This window comes from Streptomyces sp. ADI95-17, assembly GCF_003846175.1.
Classification (GTDB): Bacteria; Actinomycetota; Actinomycetes; order Streptomycetales; family Streptomycetaceae; genus Streptomyces; species Streptomyces sanglieri.
Genome location: NZ_ML123044.1, coordinates 751,911 through 769,130 on the forward strand (window position 1 = coordinate 751,911; position 17,220 = coordinate 769,130).

Below are 17,220 nucleotides of genomic sequence, written 5' to 3' on the forward strand. Positions count from 1 at the left end.
TGGGGGCGGGCTGCGTGGGGATGCCCGCGCCGTTCGTCCCCGCGTACTGCGGGGGTACGGGGGTGCCGTGCGCCGGGGTCGGGACCGGTCGCTGCACCGGAGGTGCGGGCGCCCAGGGGCCCGGTCCGCCGTAGGGCGGGGTGCTGTACTCGTCGGGCTCGTGCAGCGGCTTCGTGAGCCGCGCGGCCGGCACGTCGGGCCCCGGCCCGGGGGCCGGGGCGGGCGGCGTGTCGGCCGTGGGCGTCTCCGGCTCCGCCATGCTGCTCCCGGCCGTCGCTTCCGTCGCCGAATCCGCGTCCGGCGCCGCGATCGCGTCCGTCGGTGCATCCGCCGGGTCGGCCGCAGGTGCTGCCGTGTCCGCTACGGGTGTCGGCTCGTCCGGTGCCGTGCGGGTGGTGCGTCCCGGTGTGGGCCTGCTCCACCACTTGGCCTTCGGCCCGGTGGACTTCCCGTCTTCCATGCTCTCCCCGCAACTGCCGCAACTGGCCTCTGCACGCCCCGCCAGGGGCGTCCCTCCCGGAACTGCTCCCGGAATTCAACCAGGTTTGCGAATACTTGCGCAGACCCCGTCGGTCAGCGCCGGGAGGAAAGCGGCAGACCGAGATCGGCGGGGTCGGGGTGCGCCGAGGCCGACGACCGTGCCCAGGGCGGTGGTGACGACTGCGTCCCGGACGGTGCCGTGGAGGGCACCGGGGACTGCGTGCCGAGCCGCCCGAAGGCCTGGGCGAAGAGCGGGGTGGTGCCGGTCGGGCGTATCAGCGGTGGCGCGGACACATTGGTCAGGACGTGCGTGGCGAAGGGGTTCCCCGCGAGGGTCGCGGTGGAGAGCACCGCGGGAGTGGCCGAGGGCGCCGTCGGTGCGACGCTCGGCGCCGTCGACGGGGCGGTGGCGATCGAGCGCTCGCCCGATCCCCTCGCGGCGAGCGTGCCGTGGCTGCCGCCGCCGCGACGGCCGGCCGGGCTGCCGCTCTCGCCGCGCGAAGGCGCGTCGAGCGGGGTCACCGTGTTTCCGGAGCCCGTGGCCCGGGCCGCGGAGCCGGGACCCGCACCCGTGGGCAGGGCACCGCCGAGGGCGATGGCCGCCAGCGAGACGGCGCTCGCCGCCGCGAAGGCGAATCTCCGGCCGCGCCAGGGCGACCGCTCGCCCTCCCGGCCCACCTCGTGGATCCGGAAGCCGGAACGGGAGGGCCCGCCCGGCAGCACGGCGGTCGAGCCGTGCGGGGTGGGGAGGAAGCCGAAGCCGCCGAGCGGCCGGTTCCCCGGCGAGTCCGGGCGGCTGCCGGACGGCTGGATCACGGGGAAGAGCCCGTCGGCGAAGCGCCCGGAGCCGCCGAATGGTCTGTCCGGGCCGTCGTCGTCACCCCCAGGCCCCCCTGGAAGGCCCTGCAGCCGGGCGAGGAACCCCTCGGACGGCGACGGCGGGGCGGACTGGGCGAAGACACTCTTCAGGCGCCGCTGCGCCGCGGCCTCGGCCTTGCACTTGGCACAGGTCGCGAGGTGGGCGAGCACCCGCTCGCGGGCGTCGTGTTTCAGCTCGCCGTCGACGAGCGCGGCGAGGCGGTCCCCCAGGTGTTGTTCCGCGGGGGTCGGATCTGTGCCACTCACGCCGTTCCGCCCTCCCCTGCCAGGATCGCGCCCGCCAGCGAGCGCTGCTCGGCCCGGGCCTCGGGCGAACGGTGCTGCAACGCCTTGCGCAGGTGCGAGCGGCCGCGGTGGATACGGCTGCGCACGGTGCCGAGCTTCACGCCCAGCGTCGCGGCGATCTCCTCGTACGAAAGACCCTCGATGTCGCAGAGCACGACGGCGGCACGGAACTCGGGCGCGAGGGTGTCCAGCGCCTGCTGCACGTCCGCGTCGAAGTGGGTGTCGTTGAAGACCTGCTGCGGGGACGGCTCACGGCTCGGCAGCCGCTCGGCGGCGTCGTCGCCGAGGGAGTCGAAGCGGATCCGCTGCTTACGACGGACCATGTCCAGGAACAGGTTGGTCGTGATGCGGTGCAGCCAGCCCTCGAAGGTGCCCGGCGTGTAGGTCGACAGCGACCGGAACACGCGGACGAAGACCTCCTGGGTGAGGTCCTCGGCATCGTGCTGGTTGCCCGTCAGCCGGTAGGCAAGGCGGTAGACCCTGCCGCTGTGCGTGCTGACGATCTCTTCCCATGAGGGCGGCGTCCACGCCTGGGAGTCCGCATCTGAGGCGAAGGTCGCGGTCGGTGCGGAGTCGTTGGAAGAACGGTCAGCAATGTTGGTCACGGATTTCGGCTCACCCGCCGACCTGAGAAAGCGCCGCAGCACTCCTCCCCGATCCACAGGCGCAGCCGCACCTCCCCTATCGGCTCTGGTGGTGTCCAGTGGAGCCCCTACCATAGCCACCTCGCCCGTTAGCTCCGGATAAGCCTTTTTCCTGCTGGGGCCGGGGATCGCCCCGGGAACCGCCGGCCCGTGGCTCCCGGACCCGATCTGCGGGCCGGATCCACGTGCTCTCCCCTGCCTCCCCATAACGCCCGGTCCCATCTGCGGGTTCCCGGGCGCAGCGGATACAGTCACCGTTGCGCCAACTACGGGGACAGGAGAGGGTCATTACCGCCAACCGGCAGACGAGCTGGGCGTTCGCCGACGCCTTTGTCGCCGAGGACGAAGCACTGCACTGGGCCCGGGACCGGGCCCAGGACGCGGGGCTCCGCTCGGTGTCGCCAGGTACCGGCGCCGCGCTGCGCTTGCTCGCTGCCACGACGGACGCCAAAGCGGTGGCCGAAATCGGCACCGGGACCGGCGTGTCCGGCCTCTATCTGTTGCACGGAATGCGGCCCGACGGCGTGCTGACCACGGTCGACCCGGAGCCCGAGCGCCAGCAGTTCGCCCGCGAGGCGTTCCGGGCCGCGGGGTTCGCCGCCAACCGGGCCCGCTTCATCCCCGGCCGCGCCCTGGACGTACTGCCGCGGCTCGCGGACGGCGGATACGACCTCGTGTTCTGCGACGGCGACCGGCTGGAGAGCCTGGACTGCCTCGCTGAATCGTTGCGCCTGCTGCGCCCGGGCGGCCTGGTCTGCTTCGAGGGCGTCTTCGCGGACGGACGTACGGTCGATTCCGCCGCGCAGCCCGCGGAGGTGCTGCGGCTGCGGGAGCTGCTGCGTGCGGTGCGGGAGAGCCAGGAGCTGATGTCGACGCTGCTGCCGGTGGGCGACGGGCTGCTGTGCGCGGTGCGCAGGGGCTGACGCCCCGGAGCGGGGAGGCTTGTCCCACGGCTCGTGCGTTCGGCCCGTGTGCGGGGTGTCCGGGGGTGTCCTCAATCGCCGGACGGGCTTGATAATCGCCGGACGGGCGTGGTTTTGGTGCCCCGGGCAGCTGGACCGGCTTGATGACGCAGTACTGCCCCGGCACGGACTCCGTGCCGGGGCAGTACTGAAGTGTGGGCGCCTCTGCTCAGCCGACGACCTTCTTGAGGGCATCGCCGAGTGCATCGGCCTCGTCCGGAGTCAGCTCCACGACAAGCCGACCGCCGCCTTCGAGCGGAACGCGCATGACGATGCCCCGCCCCTCCTTTGTCACCTCGAGCGGGCCGTCGCCCGTCCGCGGCTTCATGGCCGCCATGCTCGTTCCCCTTCCTGAAACCAGCTCATCGCAACCGGCGGCCCCATGACAGGCGCTGTGTCACCGGCATCGAACACATTGCTTCAAGGCCATTATCCCGCATCACAGACCCCGATGACCAACATCGGTCTGCATCGCTTGCGCAACGCGCTCTCTCAAAACCACCCAATTCGGCGATCGGCCTGCGATACTCCGCCGCCTGCACCCCCGCATCGGGGCGTAATTGTTAGACGCAGGTCACATGTCGGCGCCCGCCGGAGTCGGCCATGCTTGCCTGGACAGGCATTGCCCGAGGTGCGAAGGGGACAACGAAATGGCCGACCACATGGCGGACAGCGTGCTCTACGAAGTGAGCGACGGACTCGCGACGATCACGATCAACCGTCCCGACGCGATGAACGCCATGAACACCGCGGCCAAGGTGGCCCTCCGGGACGCGCTGCGGTCCGCGGCGGCCGACACCGCCGTACGGGCCGTGCTGCTCACCGCGACCGGGCGGGCGTTCTGCGTCGGCCAGGACCTGAAGGAGCACGTGGCCAAGCTGGAGAGCACCCGCGAGTCGGGCAGCGGCAACGCGCTGAGCACCGTGCGGGAGCACTACAACCCGATCGTGCGGGCCATCACCGAGATGCCCAAGCCGGTCGTCGCCGGGGTCAACGGGGTCGCCGCCGGCGCCGGTTTCGGCTTCGCGCTCGCCTGCGACTACCGGGTGGCCGCCGACACCGCCTCGTTCAACACCTCCTTCGCCGGCGTGGCCCTCACCGCCGACTCGGGCGTCTCCTGGACGCTGCCCCGTCTGATCGGGCAGAGCCGCGCCGCCGATCTGCTGTTCTTCCCGCGCTCGATCTCCGCCCAGGACGCCCATGAGCTGGGCATCGTGAACAAGCTGGTGCCCGCCGCCGACCTGGCCGCCGAGGCCGTCGCCGTGGCCCGCACCCTGGCGGCCGGCCCCACCGTGGCCTACGCCGCGCTCAAGGAGTCCCTGGCCCACGGCGCCGGTCACACGCTGAGCGAGGCGCTGGAGAAGGAGGACGAGCTCCAGACCCGGGCCGGGAGGTCCGAGGACCACACGATCGCGGTGCAGGCGTTCCTGAACAAGGAAAAGCCGAAGTACCTCGGCCGCTAGGCCCCGCAACGCCCCTCGCGGCCCCTGCGGCCCTCACGGTTCCTGCGGCCCTCGCGGTCCCTGCGGCCCCTTACGCGCCGGATCCGCGTGCCACGCAGTCGGCCAGGTGGTCGTCGACCAGGCCGCACGCCTGCATCAGCGCGTAGGCCGTGGTGGGTCCGACGAAGCGCAGCCCGCGCTTCTTGAGGTCCTTGGCCAGTGCGGTGGACTCGAGGGTGACCGCGGGGATGTCTCCGGTGGTGCGCGGGACCGGTCGGGCGGCCGGGTCGGGGGCGTGGGACCAGATCACCTCGTCCAGTTCGCCGGCCGCCCAGCCGGCCAGCACCTTGGCGTTGGCGAGGGTCGCCTCGATCTTCGCCCGGTTGCGGATGATGCCGGCGTCGGCGAGGAGGCGTTCCTTGTCGGCGTCGGTGAACTCCGCGACCGCGGGGATCTTGAACCCGGCGAAGGCGGAACGGAAGCCCTCCCGGCGGCGCAGGATCGTCAGCCAGGACAGGCCCGACTGGAAGGCCTCCAGGCAGAGCCGCTCGAAGAGGGCGTCGTCGCCGTGGACGGGCCGGCCCCACTCGGTGTCGTGGTAGGCGAGGTAGTCCTCGGTGGAGAGCCCCCACGGGCAGCGCAGGCCGCCGTCCGGGGCCGCTTCGGCTCCGCTCATCGCAGGGGCTCCTCTCCCGTGTTCCCGATGGTCCGCGAGTCCTGCTCCGGCGGCTCCCACGGCGCTCTCGGGTGGTCCTCGGGCAGCTCCCGGCCGTGCTGCGGGCGCTCCTGCGGCGGCTCGATCAGATCGGGGCCGCCGACCGCGGTCGCCTGGGCGCCGGCCAGCGCCGATTCCAGCTCCGCGATCCGCGCGTCCCGCTCGGCGAGCTCGGCGCCGAGCCGGTCGAGCGCCTCGTCGACGTCCGTCATGCGGTAGCCGCGTACCGCCACCGGCAGGCGCAGCGCGTCGACGTCCGCGCGGCCGACCGGTCTCGTGACGGGCAGCGGGTCGGCCAGCTGCTCGGGCGCCACGTCCTGCAGGACGGCGCTCTTCCCCCCACCGACCACCGCCAGGGTGACCGCGGCCACGACCACGACCATCGTCACCAGCAAGAACCAGAACACACGCATCTCCCCGGGAGCGGAAACCTGTCCGGCTCCGATCGTGCCATGCGGCACCGACAGCCGGTGTCCGCCGGGCGAGGCACTAGGGTCGCAGGCGGCTCACGGGGCGATCCATCGGGGCTCACGGGGCGGTCTACCAGAAGGAGAAACGCGGTATGCGAAGCGGTGCGCTCAGGCTGGGGCGGCGCGAATTCGGTGCGCACGAGCCGGTGATCATGGCGATCGTGAACCGTACTCCGGACTCCTTCTACGACCAGGGCGCGACCTTCCGGGACGAACCGGCGCTCGCCCGGGTCGAGCAGGCGATCGCGGACGGCGCGGCGATCGTCGACATCGGGGGCGTGAAGGCGGGTCCGGGCGAGGAGGTGACCGCCGAGGAGGAGGCGCGCCGCACGGTGGGGTTCGTCGCGGAGGTGCGCCGCCGCCACCCGGACGTGGTGATCAGCGTCGACACCTGGCGCCACGACGTGGGCGAGGCGGTCTGCGAGGCCGGCGCGGACGTGCTGAACGACGCGTGGGGCGGCGTGGACCCGAAGCTCGCGGAGGTCGCCGCGCGGTACGGCGCGGGTCTGGTGTGCACACACGCGGGCGGCGCCGAGCCGCGGACCCGGCCGCACCGGATCGCGTACGAGGACGTCATGGCGGACATCCTGCGGGTGACGGTGGGACTGGCCGAGCGGGCGGTGGAGCTCGGGGTGCGGCCCGACGGGATCATGATCGATCCCGGTCACGACTTCGGGAAGAACACCCGGCACTCCCTGGAGGCGACCCGCCGGCTCGGCGAGATGACGGAGACCGGCTGGCCGGTGCTCGTCTCGCTGTCCAACAAGGACTTCGTCGGCGAGACGCTCGACCGGCCGGTGAAGGAGCGGGTGATCGGGACGCTGGCGACCACCGCCGTCTCGGCGTGGCTGGGGGCGCAGGTGTACCGGGTGCACGAGGTGGCGGAGACCCGGCAGGTGCTGGACATGGTGGCGTCCATCGCGGGGCACCGGGAGCCGGCCGTGGCACGGCGCGGACTGGCCTGACCCGGGCGCGGCCCGCCGGGCCGCGCCCCGGACGGAACCCACGCCCCGGACCCGGCCCCGGCCGTCGGCCCCGCCCCGGCCCCGCTCCCCGAACGGCTCCTACCGGCCGACCTCCTTCGTCACGAGCTCGACCGCCTCGTCCACGTCGTCGGTGACGTGGAACAGCAGCAGGTCGTGCTCGGACGCCTTGCCCTGCGCCACCACCGTGTTCCGCAGCCAGTCCACGAGACCGCTCCAGTAGGCGGTGCCGAACAGCACGATCGGGAAGCGGGTGACCTTGCCCGTCTGGACGAGGGTGAGGGCCTCGAAGAGTTCGTCCAGGGTGCCGAGCCCGCCGGGCAGTACGACGAAGCCCTGCGCGTACTTCACGAACATCGTCTTGCGGACGAAGAAGTACCGGAAGTTGACGCCGATGTCGACGTGCGGGTTGAGGCCGGACTCGAAGGGCAGCTCGATGCCGAGACCGACCGAGACTCCCTTCGCCTCCCGCGCCCCCTTGTTCGCCGCCTCCATCGCTCCCGGCCCGCCTCCGGTGATGACCGCGAAGCCGGCCTCCACCAGGGCCTTGCCGATCCGTACGCCCGCCTCGTATTCGGGTCCGCCGGCCGGGGTACGGGCGGAGCCGAAGACGCTGATCGCGCTCGGCAGCTCGGCCAGCGCGCCGAATCCCTCGACGAACTCCGACTGGATGCGCATCACCCGCCAGGGGTCGGTGTGCACCCACTCGGAGTCGCCCTCGGTGTCCAGCAGCCGCTGGTCGGTGGTGCCGGGCTGTACCTGTTCCCTGCGGCGCAGTACCGGTCCGAGCCGCTGCTCCTCGGGGACGCGTGCTCCCTCGGGGTTGCCCATGACCTGCTCCCTCCGACGACGATCGACGGCCATCCGCGATGACCGTCCGTTGTCAGGTCAGGGTAGATCGACTGAGGTTACGGACAGGGGAATGCCATGGGTCAGGAGGTGAGCCAGGAGCGGAGCCGCTCCTCGCACTGCGTGATCCGCTCGACCACCACGTGCTCGTCCCGCTTGTGGGCGAAGAGCGGGTCGCCCGGTCCGTAGTTCACCGCGGGGATGCCGAGGGAGCCGAAGCGGGAGACGTCCGTCCAGCCGAACTTGGGCCGGGCGGTGCCGCCGACCGCCGCCATGAATGCCTTGGCCGCCGGGTGCGAGAGGCCGGGCATGGCCGCGCCCGAGTGGTCGTCGACGACGAATTCGGCGACGCCGCAGTCCGCGAAGACCTCGTGGACGTGGGCGAGCGCCTCCTCGGCGGTCCGGTCGGGCGCGTACCGGAAATTGACCACGACGGTGCAGGCGTCCGGGATGACGTTGTTGGCGACGCCCCCCTCGATCCGTACCGCGTTCAGGCCCTCGCGGTATTCGAGGCCCTCGATGACCGGGCGGCGCGGTTCGTACGCGGCGAGGCGGGCCAGGACCGGGGCGGCGGAGTGGATGGCGTTGGACCCCATCCAGCCGCGCGCGGAGTGGGCCCGCTCCCCCTCCGTACGGAGGAAGACCCGCAGGGTGCCCTGGCAGCCGCCCTCGACCTCGGCGTCGGTGCCCTCCAGCAGGATCGCGAAGTCGCCCGTCAGCCAGTCGGGGTGGGCGTCGGCGATGTGTCCGAGCCCGTTGAGGTGCGCGGCGACCTCTTCGTTGTCGTAGAAGACGAAGGTCAGGTCGCGGTTGGGCTCGGGCACGGTCGCGGCGATCCGCAGCTGGACGGCGACGCCCGACTTCATGTCGGAGGTGCCGCAGCCCCACAGCACCCCGTTCTCGTCGAGCCGGGACGGCACGTTGTCGGCGATCGGCACGGTGTCGATGTGCCCGGCGAGCACCACCCGCTCGGCGCGGCCCAGGTCCGTCCTGGCCACGACGTTGTTGCCGTACCGGTCGACGGTCAGGTGGGGGAGGGTGCGCAGCGCCGACTCGATCGCGTCCGCGAGGTCCTTCTCCTGGCCGCTGACCGACGGGAAGTCGACGAGCCGGGCGGTCAGCTCCGGGCCGTCGAGGGTGAGGTCAAGTGTGGTTTCGGGCATGGGACCGACCCTAAGGGACTGGGCCCTCGGCCCCGGTCGGGCACTCCAGTACGGTGGGCGCGTGCCCCGGACCGTCTCCCCCGCCCGCCGACACACCGGCCGCAGCCGCCCCTTGCGCATCGCGGCCGCCCTTGTCGTGCTCGCCGCACTCGGCGGCTATCTGACCGTTCAGTACATAACCGGCAGCCAGGTCATCGAGGGATGCACCGTGCGGTCCGCGGACGGTTCGGACGGCGAGGGCCGTACGTACCGGATGAGCCCGGAGCAGGCCGTCAACGCCGCGACGATCTCCGCGGTCGGCACCTCGCGCGGGATGCCGGAGCGCGCCGTGACGATCGCGCTGGCGACCGCGCTCCAGGAGTCCGGGCTGCGGAACATCGAGCACGGCGACCGGGACTCGCTGGGGCTGTTCCAGCAGCGCCCCTCGCAGGGCTGGGGCACCGAGAAGCAGATCCTGGACCCCGTCTACTCCGCCGGGGAGTTCTACCGGCACCTGGCCGAGGTCCCCGGCTACTCGCGGCTGCCGCTGACGGTCGCGGCCCAGCGGGTCCAGCGCAGCGGTTTCCCGCAGGCGTACGCGAAGCACGAGCCGGACGCGGCCCTGCTGGCGGCGGCGCTGACCGGCCGTACGCCCGCCGCGCTGAACTGCGCGCCGCCGCGGGCGACGGCGGCGGGCCCCGACGCGGCGAAGGTGCGGGCGGAGCTGGTGCGCGCCTTCGGCAAGGAGGTGCTGCCCGCGGCGACGACGGCACCGCAGGACGGCGGGGCGGCGGCCGGTGCACCGGCGACGAGCACGGTCTCGGTGCCGGTGCCCGCGACCCGGGCGTCCGAGGACGACGGCTCGGCCCGGCGCGGCTGGGAGCTGGCGCACTGGGCGGTCGCGCAGTCCGAGGCGCTCCGCCTGGACGAGGTCTCGTACGCGGGCCGGGTGTGGGAGGCCGGGACGGGCTGGCGGACGGAACGCAAGGAATCGGGCACCACCGACGTACGGATAAGGCTCGCGCGCTAGTTCGTACGATCGCCCGGAGGTGTCGTCCGGCCCTTTCCGGAAAACTCCCCGGAACACACTTTCCGAAATCCCCCTGAAGTCTTCTCAATTCCCTTATGGCAGAAGAGAAGTGACGGTTCATCAATACCCCTGGGACTGCTGCGTCCACCCGGGTTCCTCCCATGCCGATCATGTGACACATTGCCGACTCTTTACCTCGGCCCACCGCAACCTCCCCCGCCCTTTCGACGGTTGTCATTGCGTCCGATCAACGGACAGACCTATTCCTCATCCTGTCGAAGGAGCATCATGTCCCTCCCCCTGACCCGCCGGATCGCCCGTGCCGCGCTGCTGATCGCCGCGGGTGCCGCCCCCGTGGTCGGTGCGGCCGGAGCCGCGGGTGCCGCGGAGCTCCCGCAGGCCCCGGAGCTCGGCGGCCTGACCACCGTCGACGGCGCCGGTCTCGGCAAGACGGTCGACGGCGCGTCCCAGCAGGGCACCGAGGTGGCGGGCGACACCGGCGGCAAGATCGTCGGGACCACCCTCCCGGCCGCGAACAAGACCGTCGGCAAGGCCGGCGCCGAGGCCACCCCCGCCGTGCAGAAGGCCGCGGGCGGCGCCGCGGGCAGCGCGGGCCAGGTCATCGGCGAGACCGCCGGTTCCGTGACCGGGGGCGGCCTGCCCACCCAGGGTCTGCCGATCGGCGGCTGACCCGCACCGGCCGCGCCGGCCGGCACATCACATACGCGAGGGGCCTCGGGAGTGCGCACTCCCGAGGCCCCTCGCGTGTACCGCCGGCTCGCGTGGGCCGGCGGCCTCTCAGCCCAGTCGCTTGACGGCGGCCGCCACCCGCTCGTCCGTCGCCGTGAACGCCACCCGTACGAAGTGGTCGCCGGCCGGTCCGTAGAAGTCGCCGGGCGCCACCAGGATGCCGAGCTCCGCCAAGTACGCCACGGTCTGCCAGCACGGCTCGTCGCGCGTCGCCCACAGGTAGAGGCTCGCCTCGCTGTGCTCGATCCGGAAGCCGTGCGCCTCCAGTGCGGTGCGCAGGGCCGCGCGCCGCTGCGCGTACCGGATCCGCTGCTCGGCCACGTGCTCGTCGTCGCCGAGCGCCGCGACCGTCGCCGCCTGGACCGGGGCCGGCGTCATCATGCCGCCGTGCTTGCGGATCAGCAGCAGCTCGCTCAGCACCGCCGCATCGCCCGCGACGAAGGCCGCGCGGTAGCCGGCCAGGTTGGAGCGCTTGGAGAGCGAGTGGACGGCGACGATGCCCTCGTACGTACCGCCGCAGACGTCCGGGTGCAGCACGGAGACCGGTTCGGCCTCCCAGCCCAGCTCCAGGTAGCACTCGTCGCTGAAGACCAGCACGTCGTGCTCGCGGGCCCAGGCGACGATCCGGATCAGCTCGTCCTTGGACAGGACGCGGCCGGTCGGGTTGGACGGCGAGTTCAGCCAGAGCAGCTTGAACGCGGCCGGGTCCAGCTCCGTCGGGTCGTCGTAGACCACGGGCTCGGCGCCGCAGAGCCGGGCACCCACCTCGTACGTCGGGTAGGCGAGGCGCGGGTAGGCCACTCTGTCCCCGGCGCCGAGGCCGAGCTGGGTCGGCAGCCAGGCCACCAGCTCCTTGGAGCCGACGACCGGCAGGACGTTGTGGTGCGTCACCCCGACCGCGCCGAGCCGCCGCTCCACCCACCCGGTGATCGCGTCACGCAGCTCGGTGGTCCCCCACACCGTCGGATAGCCGGGGCTGTCCGCGGCGGCGACCAGCGCCTGCCGGATCAGCTCGGGCACCGGGTCGACGGGCGTGCCGACGGACAGGTCCACGATGCCGTCGGGGTGGGCCTCGGCCGTCGACTTGTAGGGCGCGAGCTTGTCCCAGGGGAAGACCGGGAGGCGGGAGGAGACTGCGGACACGGGACTCTGCTTTCTCGTACGGGGTCACGGGCGGCACTCGGGCCGCTCGTCACCCGGGCGTGGAAACGCCTCGGTCCCGCACGGTGACGAGCCGTACGGGACCGGGGCGGCGCACGTGCTGGCCGCTGATTACTGGTTCTGCGGCGGCAGCGCGGCGATGAACGCGTGGTCGCGCTCGATCAGGCCCAGCTTGGAGGCACCACCGGGCGACCCGAGGTCGTCGAAGAACTCGACGTTCGCCTTGTAGTAGTCCTTCCACTCCTCCGGGGTGTCGTCCTCGTAGAAGATCGCCTCGACCGGGCACACCGGCTCACAGGCTCCACAGTCGACGCATTCGTCCGGGTGGATGTACAAGGACCGCTGGCCCTCGTAGATGCAGTCGACGGGGCACTCTTCGATGCAGGCCTTGTCCTTTACGTCGACACAAGGCTGCGCGATGACGTAGGTCACGCTGTCGTTCCTCCTCGGTAGGGCGTTGGCTCTCGCGCGGGAGCGCGGCGTCGTCGATGCCCGCCCCTAGTATCTCCGTTCCGGGGCACGAACCGAACAGGAGGGGCGCAGAGAGCTGTGGAATTCACCATCGGCGGACAGCTCAAGGTCCGAATCACACCGGCTGACGTGGGCAAACGGGTATCAGTCCGGCGTGTGTGCGAGACCGGCCCGCAAGGAGCGAAGTTCACCGACACGGTCGGAGTTCTCACATCGTGGGACGATGGTGTGGTCTCGATCACACCGAAGAGCGGTGAGTCCGTCCGGATCGCGGAGTCGGCGCTGGTGGCGGGCAAGGTCGTGCCGGCCGCTCCGGCCCGGCGGCGTGGCCCGGCGGCCTCCTTCGAGGAGCTCGCGCCCGTCCTCGCCCGGGCCTGGCAGCCGGTGGAGAGCGAACCGCTCGGCGACTGGCGGCTGCGCGCCGCGCAGGGGTTCACCCGGCGCGCCAACTCCGTACTGCCGCTCGGCGATCCGGGCGTCCCGCTCGACGAGGCGCTCGGGCGCGTTGTGCGGTGGTACGGGGAACGGGGCCTGCCCCCGTACATCCAGACCGCGACCGGTGCCGAGGGCACCCAGGAGCTGCTCTGCGCGGAGCTGGAGGAGCGCGGATGGCACCGCGAGGTGACGGCGGAGGTACGCACCGCCGGGCTCGCCCCGGTCGCTGATCTGGACGCGGACGTGTCGCGGGTGCGGCTGAGCCGGGACCTGGACGAGACGTGGCTCTCCCGCTACCAGCGCTTCGACACCCCGGGCCCGCACGTCCTGGCGGTGCTGCGCGGCGGCCCCTCGGTCTGGTTCGCCTCGGTGCCCGGTGACGGCGAGGACGCGGCGCCCGCCGCGATCGGGCGGTGCGTGGTGGACGGCCGCTGGGCCGGCTTCATGGCCGTCGAGGTCGATCCGGCGTACCGCCGCAGGGGCCTCGCCACCGCCGTGATGGCCGCGCTCGCGCGCCGGGCCCTGGAGGAGGGCGCGTCGGCGGCATGGCTCCAGGTGGAGACGGACAACACGGGGGCGCGGGCGCTGTACGAGGACATGGGGTTCGCGGTCCATCACCTCTACCACCACTTCCGGTCGGCGTGACGGGGGCGGGCGGCTGCGATGAATCCTGAACCCGCCGGCCGGCCCGGCCGCCCCGACCCGGACGAACTGCGCCGGCAGTTCGCCGAGGAGGCCCGCGCCGAGCGGCCGGACCTCGCGCTGCTCTGCCTGCTGCTGGGCGCGGTGGCCGATCCGGCGCTGGACGTGAACAGGATCGACGCGGCGCAGATCGAGCTGGACGAGCTGGCGGGCCGGCTTCCGTACGGGGTACGGGGCGGCCGGGCCTGGGCCTCGGCGCTGGCCGAACTGCTCGGTGAGCGGTGCGGCTTCGCGGGCTCGTCGGCGGACTACCAGCGGCTGGAGTCGTCGCTGCTGCACGAGGTGCTGCGCAGGCGCCGGGGACTGCCGATCCTGCTGTCCGTGGTGTGGATCGAGGTGGCGCGGCGGGCGGGCGCCCCGGTGTACGGGGTGGCGCTGCCCGGTCATTTCGTCGTCGGCTTCGGTGATCCGGCCGAGCGGGTATTGGCCGATCCGTTCGACGGGGGACGGCCGATGACCGGGCAGGACGCGGAGCTGCTGGTGGCCGGGGCCACCGGGGAGCCGCTGGAGGAGTCGATGCTGGTGCCCGCCCGGCCGCTGGAGATCGTGCTGCGGATCCTGAACAACATCAGGGCCTGGGCGGCGGCCCGTCCGGAGCGCACGGACGTGGCGCTGTGGGCGGTGGACCTGTCGCTGCTGCTCCCCTCGCATCCCGCCCGGCTGCGCTACGAGCGCGCCCAGCTGCTCGTACAGAGCGGGCAGTTCCTGCGCGGGGCGGCCGAGATGGAGGAGTACGCGGACGTGGTCGACGGGGTGGAGCCCGCGGCCGCGGAGGCGATCCGCCGGCGGGCGCGGGCCGCCCGGTCGTTGCTGAACTGAGGGCTGCCCCCGGGGGCGGTCCCGGCGGACCGGCCCTCAGACGACCCTGCGCGCCGTGCGCAGCAGGTACTCCTTGCGGTTGAGCGGATCACGGTCGGTGCGCGGCCGTTCCGGGGCCGCGCCGACGACCGCCCGGTAGCGGTCGAAGTCGGATTCCAGGACCCCTTCGCCGCGCGTCAGGGACGGCAGCTGCTGCTGGAGTTCATGGACGCGGGCCGCCGGGATCTCGCCCTCCAGCACGCACCGGGAACCGTGCACGGCCGGTGTCTCCGGGACGGCGCGCAGCTGGGCGAGTACGGGCAGCACCGGGCCGAGCAGGTCCGCCGGGAGCTCCAGACGGAACCGGTGGATCGGCTCGTGCACCGTGGTGCCGGCCCGCTTCAGCGCGCTCATCAGGACCAGCGGGGTCAGATTCCGGAAGTCGCCCGCGGTGCTCGACATGCTCTTGTCGAAAACCGCGTGCGCATGGCTCTGGCGGGGCCAGTAACCGGAATGCGTCATGGTGACGACGCAGTCGGTGACCTGCCAGCCGTGAATTCCCTGCCGCAGGGTCTCTCCCACGGTCTCCTCCACCGCCCTCATCAGGGAGAAGGGCATCGACCCGAGCTCCACCGCGAGCCGGTACTCGATCCCGCTGCCGACCGGGGCGGGGTCGACCCGGAGACCGACGGTCGCCAGAAAGGGATTCCCGTTCTGATCGATGATCTCGTACGCCGCTCCGCTGCCGTGCGGCCGCTCCAGGCAAATGGTCGTGGTCTCGCGGAAGGTGACGCCGATTCCGTATTCGTCGGCCAGCGTCGCCTGGATCACCTCTTTCTGTACTTCGCCGTAGAGCGAGACGGACACCTCTTCGCGGATGTCGTCCTGCCGCAGATTGATCAGCGGGTCCTGTTCGGCGAGCTGCGCGAGCGCGAAGAGCAGTTCGCCCCGGCTCGCCGGAGGGCTGGGGACCACCACCGATTCCAGCGTCGGCGGGGCGAACCAACGCCCCGGTGGGGCCGCGTCCGGTTCGCCGACCGGATCGCCGATCCGGATGCCGTCGAGCCCCCGGAGCTTCGCGATCCGGCCCGCTCCGACCTCGGCCGCGCGTGGGGCCGAGCCCTGCTCGAAGACGCTGATCCCGGTCACCCTGCCCTCGGCGCGCCCGTCGCCCCGCCCGAACGGCAGCCGGTCGCGGATCCGTACCGTGCCCGAGAACATCCGGACGTACGCGGTCTTCTCGCCGCCCGGTCCGCGCTCCACCTTGAAGACCGTGCCGGAGACAGGTCCGTCGGCATCGCCCCGGCTCGCCGGCAGCAGCTCCCTGACCCCGGCGATCAGGGCGTCCACCCCGGCCCCGGTGATCGCCGAGCCGAAGTACACGGGATGCACCAGCGACCGCCCGGTCTGCGTCGCCAGCTCATCGCGGAGCCTGTCGTACGGGAGCACCGCGCCGTTCTCGACGTACGCGGCCAGCAGCGCGTCGTCGTGGTCGGCGAGAAGCTCGGTCAGCCGGTCGGTGAAGCGGGCGTCGGTGCGGTGGTACGGAGCACAGCGGGCATCACGGCCGCCCGGAGCGTCGACCGATCCCATGGCGACCACGGCCGGGGTCAGCTTCTCGGCGATGTCCCGCAGGACGGAGCCGCACCGCGCACCGCCGCGGTCGACCTTGTTCACGAAGACGAGCGTGGGAATGCGCAGGCGCCGCAGTGTCCGCATCAGCACGCGGGTCTGCGCCTGTACGCCCTCCACCGCGGAGACGACCAGCACGGCGCCGTCGAGCACGCTCAGTACCCGTTCCACCTCGGCGATGAAGTCCGGGTGGCCGGGGGTGTCGATCAGATTGACCGTGGTGTCGTCGACGGCGAACGAGACGACGGCGGACTTGATCGTGATGCCGCGCTGTCGTTCGAGCGCCAGGGAATCGGTCCGGGTGCTGCCCTTGTCGACGCTGCCGATCTCGTCGATGACACCGGCGGTGTGGAGCAGCCGCTCGGTCAGGCTCGTCTTACCGGCGTCGACATGCGCCAGAATTCCCAGATTCAGCGTGTGCACGAAACTCCATGTCCTCAAGATCGGTGACAATTCCCGCCTGAATGAACATGTGAGTTCCTCGCACGACCCGCTCCTTCGTCGATCGATTTCTGCGGGCGAGTACAGCAGGGGGCCCGGACCGCCGGCAACCGATTTACCGCTCGAAGGCAAGGAGGCCGGCGACGGCGCGTCGCACGGTCCGGGGGCGCCGCCGACGCGGATCCGGAGTCTTCGGCGCGGTGATCCGGCAGGTCACGGGGCTCGGCCCGCTGGACCGTCACATTGCGATGCCTGCGCCAACTCACATGATTTCTGATGTTGTTGACGAAATATCTGAGACCGTCCGGGGACGGGCGGCGGGCGCGCCGCCGCGTGGCGGGGTCGGCAAACGGGTGGGCCTCCGCCGCCCAAACCTCACGCGTCGCCGTATGCAGTCCAACGGGTGATTATCGGCGCCACTCCACCCGAAGAGCCCACGGTGTAGCTCCAATGCTGCGGTTTCCGATGGCGCGGATTCGCATTCCGACTGACGGTGGATCACGTCGCCACTGCGCCACATTGAGTCGACAGCCCGTCACTCTTCGCAGTTGCGGCGAAAGGAATGTGTTCAGATGCGCTCTGCCCGCACACTGTTCGCTTCGGCCGCTGTCACAGCGGTTCTCGCCATCACCGGTCCGTCCGCCTACGCCATGGTCACGTCGGGCGACTCGGGCCACGACAACGGTTACTCGTCCTCGCACGGCGGCGACGACTACGGAAAGTCCGACCGCGGTGGAGACCGCGGCGGCGACGAGGGCGGCCGCGGTGGAGACCGCGGCGGCGACGAAGGTGGCCGCGGTGGAGACCGCGGCGGCGACGAAGGTGGCCGCGGTGGAGACCGCGGCGGCGACAAGGGTGGCCGCGGCGGCGACCGCCCCTACGGCGGCGTCCACGCCGGCGGCGGCTTCATGGCCACTGTGCTCGCCGGTGACGACGAGGGCGGCCGCGG

Annotated in this window: 17 protein-coding genes and 2 pseudogenes; 8 read left to right on the plus strand and 11 right to left on the minus strand. The window is 72.1% G+C overall.

The genetic code is table 11. The features are described from left to right. From EES42_RS03225 to sigE, 3 genes and pseudogenes are all read right to left on the minus strand, one after another. Nucleotides 1–460, minus strand: a pseudogene (locus EES42_RS03225) (protease); the annotation flags it as partial. A 113-nt stretch (nt 461–573) separates the two neighbouring features. Next, nucleotides 574–1,605 carry a zf-HC2 domain-containing protein gene (locus tag EES42_RS03230; RefSeq protein WP_124716555.1) on the minus strand — a complete coding sequence of 344 codons (1,032 nt, stop codon included), beginning with the start codon at nt 1,603–1,605 and terminating at the stop codon, nt 574–576. After that, nucleotides 1,602–2,363, minus strand: a complete 762-nt coding sequence (gene sigE / locus EES42_RS03235) for an RNA polymerase sigma factor SigE (RefSeq protein WP_206433351.1) — start codon at nt 2,361–2,363, stop codon at nt 1,602–1,604. Before sigE ends, EES42_RS03230 begins: the two co-directional genes overlap by 4 nt. 182 nt (nt 2,364–2,545) lie before the next feature. Between sigE and EES42_RS03240 the strand changes: the two genes are divergently transcribed. Further along, entirely contained in the window at nt 2,546–3,211 is a 666-nt protein-coding gene (locus EES42_RS03240) for an O-methyltransferase (protein ID WP_124716556.1), read from the plus strand. 208 nt (nt 3,212–3,419) lie between these two features. Here EES42_RS03240 and EES42_RS03245 read toward each other — a convergent pair whose 3' ends face one another. Next, a complete protein-coding gene (locus EES42_RS03245; RefSeq protein ID WP_003966491.1) occupies nt 3,420–3,587 on the minus strand; it encodes a DUF3117 domain-containing protein in 168 nt (55 codons plus the stop codon). 313 nt (nt 3,588–3,900) lie between these two features. Between EES42_RS03245 and EES42_RS03250 the strand changes: the two genes are divergently transcribed. Continuing rightward, entirely contained in the window at nt 3,901–4,713 is an 813-nt protein-coding gene (locus EES42_RS03250; RefSeq protein WP_124716557.1) for a 2-cyclohexenylcarbonyl CoA isomerase, read from the plus strand. 70 nt (nt 4,714–4,783) lie between these two features. Here the strand turns inward: EES42_RS03250 and EES42_RS03255 are convergent, their stop codons facing one another. Then, a complete protein-coding gene (locus EES42_RS03255; protein ID WP_124716558.1) occupies nt 4,784–5,368 on the minus strand; it encodes a DNA-3-methyladenine glycosylase I in 585 nt (194 codons plus the stop codon). Then, the gene (locus EES42_RS03260) at nt 5,365–5,814 is read right to left on the minus strand and encodes a DivIVA domain-containing protein (protein WP_124716559.1); all 450 of its coding nucleotides are present in this window, start codon (nt 5,812–5,814) and stop codon (nt 5,365–5,367) included. The genes EES42_RS03255 and EES42_RS03260 overlap by 4 nt, the downstream gene beginning before the upstream one ends. 155 nt (nt 5,815–5,969) lie before the next feature. On the opposite strand from EES42_RS03260, the gene folP reads away from it, so the two are divergent. Then, the gene (gene folP / locus EES42_RS03265; protein ID WP_124716560.1) at nt 5,970–6,842 is read left to right on the plus strand and encodes a dihydropteroate synthase; all 873 of its coding nucleotides are present in this window, start codon (nt 5,970–5,972) and stop codon (nt 6,840–6,842) included. A gap of 99 nt (nt 6,843–6,941) precedes the next feature. Here folP and EES42_RS03270 read toward each other — a convergent pair whose 3' ends face one another. Both EES42_RS03270 and dapE read right to left on the minus strand, forming a co-directional pair. Next, complete coding sequence (locus EES42_RS03270; RefSeq protein ID WP_124716561.1) at nt 6,942–7,691, minus strand: LOG family protein; 750 nt, start codon at nt 7,689–7,691, stop codon at nt 6,942–6,944. A 101-nt stretch (nt 7,692–7,792) separates the two neighbouring features. Next, nucleotides 7,793–8,872: a succinyl-diaminopimelate desuccinylase gene (gene dapE, locus EES42_RS03275; protein WP_124716562.1), complete on the minus strand. Its 1,080-nt coding sequence runs from the start codon at nt 8,870–8,872 to the stop codon at nt 7,793–7,795. Between the two features lie 61 nt (nt 8,873–8,933). Here dapE and EES42_RS03280 point away from each other — a divergent pair, with 61 nt between their 5' ends. Beyond that, the gene (locus EES42_RS03280; RefSeq protein ID WP_241196219.1) at nt 8,934–9,881 is read left to right on the plus strand and encodes a hypothetical protein; all 948 of its coding nucleotides are present in this window, start codon (nt 8,934–8,936) and stop codon (nt 9,879–9,881) included. Nucleotides 9,882–10,169: 288 nt separating this feature from the next. After that, nucleotides 10,170–10,571: an ATP-binding protein gene (locus tag EES42_RS03285; RefSeq protein ID WP_124716563.1), complete on the plus strand. Its 402-nt coding sequence runs from the start codon at nt 10,170–10,172 to the stop codon at nt 10,569–10,571. 108 nt (nt 10,572–10,679) lie between these two features. Here EES42_RS03285 and dapC read toward each other — a convergent pair whose 3' ends face one another. Both dapC and fdxA read right to left on the minus strand, forming a co-directional pair. After that, nucleotides 10,680–11,774, minus strand: coding sequence for a succinyldiaminopimelate transaminase (gene dapC / locus EES42_RS03290; RefSeq protein ID WP_124716564.1), 1,095 nt, complete (start codon nt 11,772–11,774; stop codon nt 10,680–10,682). A gap of 129 nt (nt 11,775–11,903) precedes the next feature. Continuing rightward, entirely contained in the window at nt 11,904–12,224 is a 321-nt protein-coding gene (gene fdxA / locus EES42_RS03295; protein WP_018956287.1) for a ferredoxin, read from the minus strand. Nucleotides 12,225–12,341: 117 nt separating this feature from the next. Between fdxA and EES42_RS03300 the strand changes: the two genes are divergently transcribed. Both EES42_RS03300 and EES42_RS03305 read left to right on the plus strand, forming a co-directional pair. Further along, nucleotides 12,342–13,343: a GNAT family N-acetyltransferase gene (locus EES42_RS03300; protein WP_124716565.1), complete on the plus strand. Its 1,002-nt coding sequence runs from the start codon at nt 12,342–12,344 to the stop codon at nt 13,341–13,343. Nucleotides 13,344–13,361: 18 nt separating this feature from the next. Continuing rightward, complete coding sequence (locus tag EES42_RS03305; protein ID WP_124716566.1) at nt 13,362–14,219, plus strand: transglutaminase family protein; 858 nt, start codon at nt 13,362–13,364, stop codon at nt 14,217–14,219. Nucleotides 14,220–14,255: 36 nt separating this feature from the next. Here the strand turns inward: EES42_RS03305 and EES42_RS03310 are convergent, their stop codons facing one another. Then, nucleotides 14,256–16,253 carry an elongation factor G gene (locus EES42_RS03310; RefSeq protein ID WP_124716567.1) on the minus strand — a complete coding sequence of 666 codons (1,998 nt, stop codon included), beginning with the start codon at nt 16,251–16,253 and terminating at the stop codon, nt 14,256–14,258. Nucleotides 16,254–16,843: 590 nt separating this feature from the next. Here EES42_RS03310 and EES42_RS44560 point away from each other — a divergent pair. Beyond that, nucleotides 16,844–17,220, plus strand: a pseudogene (locus EES42_RS44560) (hypothetical protein); the annotation flags it as partial.

Coding starts and splice junctions, on each gene's coding strand:
- sigE (WP_206433351.1), bottom strand. CDS start 2,363: ATGGTAGGGGCTCCACTGGACACCACCAGAGCCGATAGGGGAGGTGCG.
- EES42_RS03245 (WP_003966491.1), bottom strand. CDS start 3,587: ATGGCGGCCATGAAGCCGCGGACGGGCGACGGCCCGCTCGAGGTGACA.
- EES42_RS03250 (WP_124716557.1), top strand. CDS start 3,901: ATGGCCGACCACATGGCGGACAGCGTGCTCTACGAAGTGAGCGACGGA.
- EES42_RS03255 (WP_124716558.1), bottom strand. CDS start 5,368: ATGAGCGGAGCCGAAGCGGCCCCGGACGGCGGCCTGCGCTGCCCGTGG.
- folP (WP_124716560.1), top strand. CDS start 5,970: ATGCGAAGCGGTGCGCTCAGGCTGGGGCGGCGCGAATTCGGTGCGCAC.
- EES42_RS03270 (WP_124716561.1), bottom strand. CDS start 7,691: ATGGGCAACCCCGAGGGAGCACGCGTCCCCGAGGAGCAGCGGCTCGGA.
- dapE (WP_124716562.1), bottom strand. CDS start 8,872: ATGCCCGAAACCACACTTGACCTCACCCTCGACGGCCCGGAGCTGACC.
- EES42_RS03285 (WP_124716563.1), top strand. CDS start 10,170: ATGTCCCTCCCCCTGACCCGCCGGATCGCCCGTGCCGCGCTGCTGATC.
- EES42_RS03305 (WP_124716566.1), top strand. CDS start 13,362: ATGAATCCTGAACCCGCCGGCCGGCCCGGCCGCCCCGACCCGGACGAA.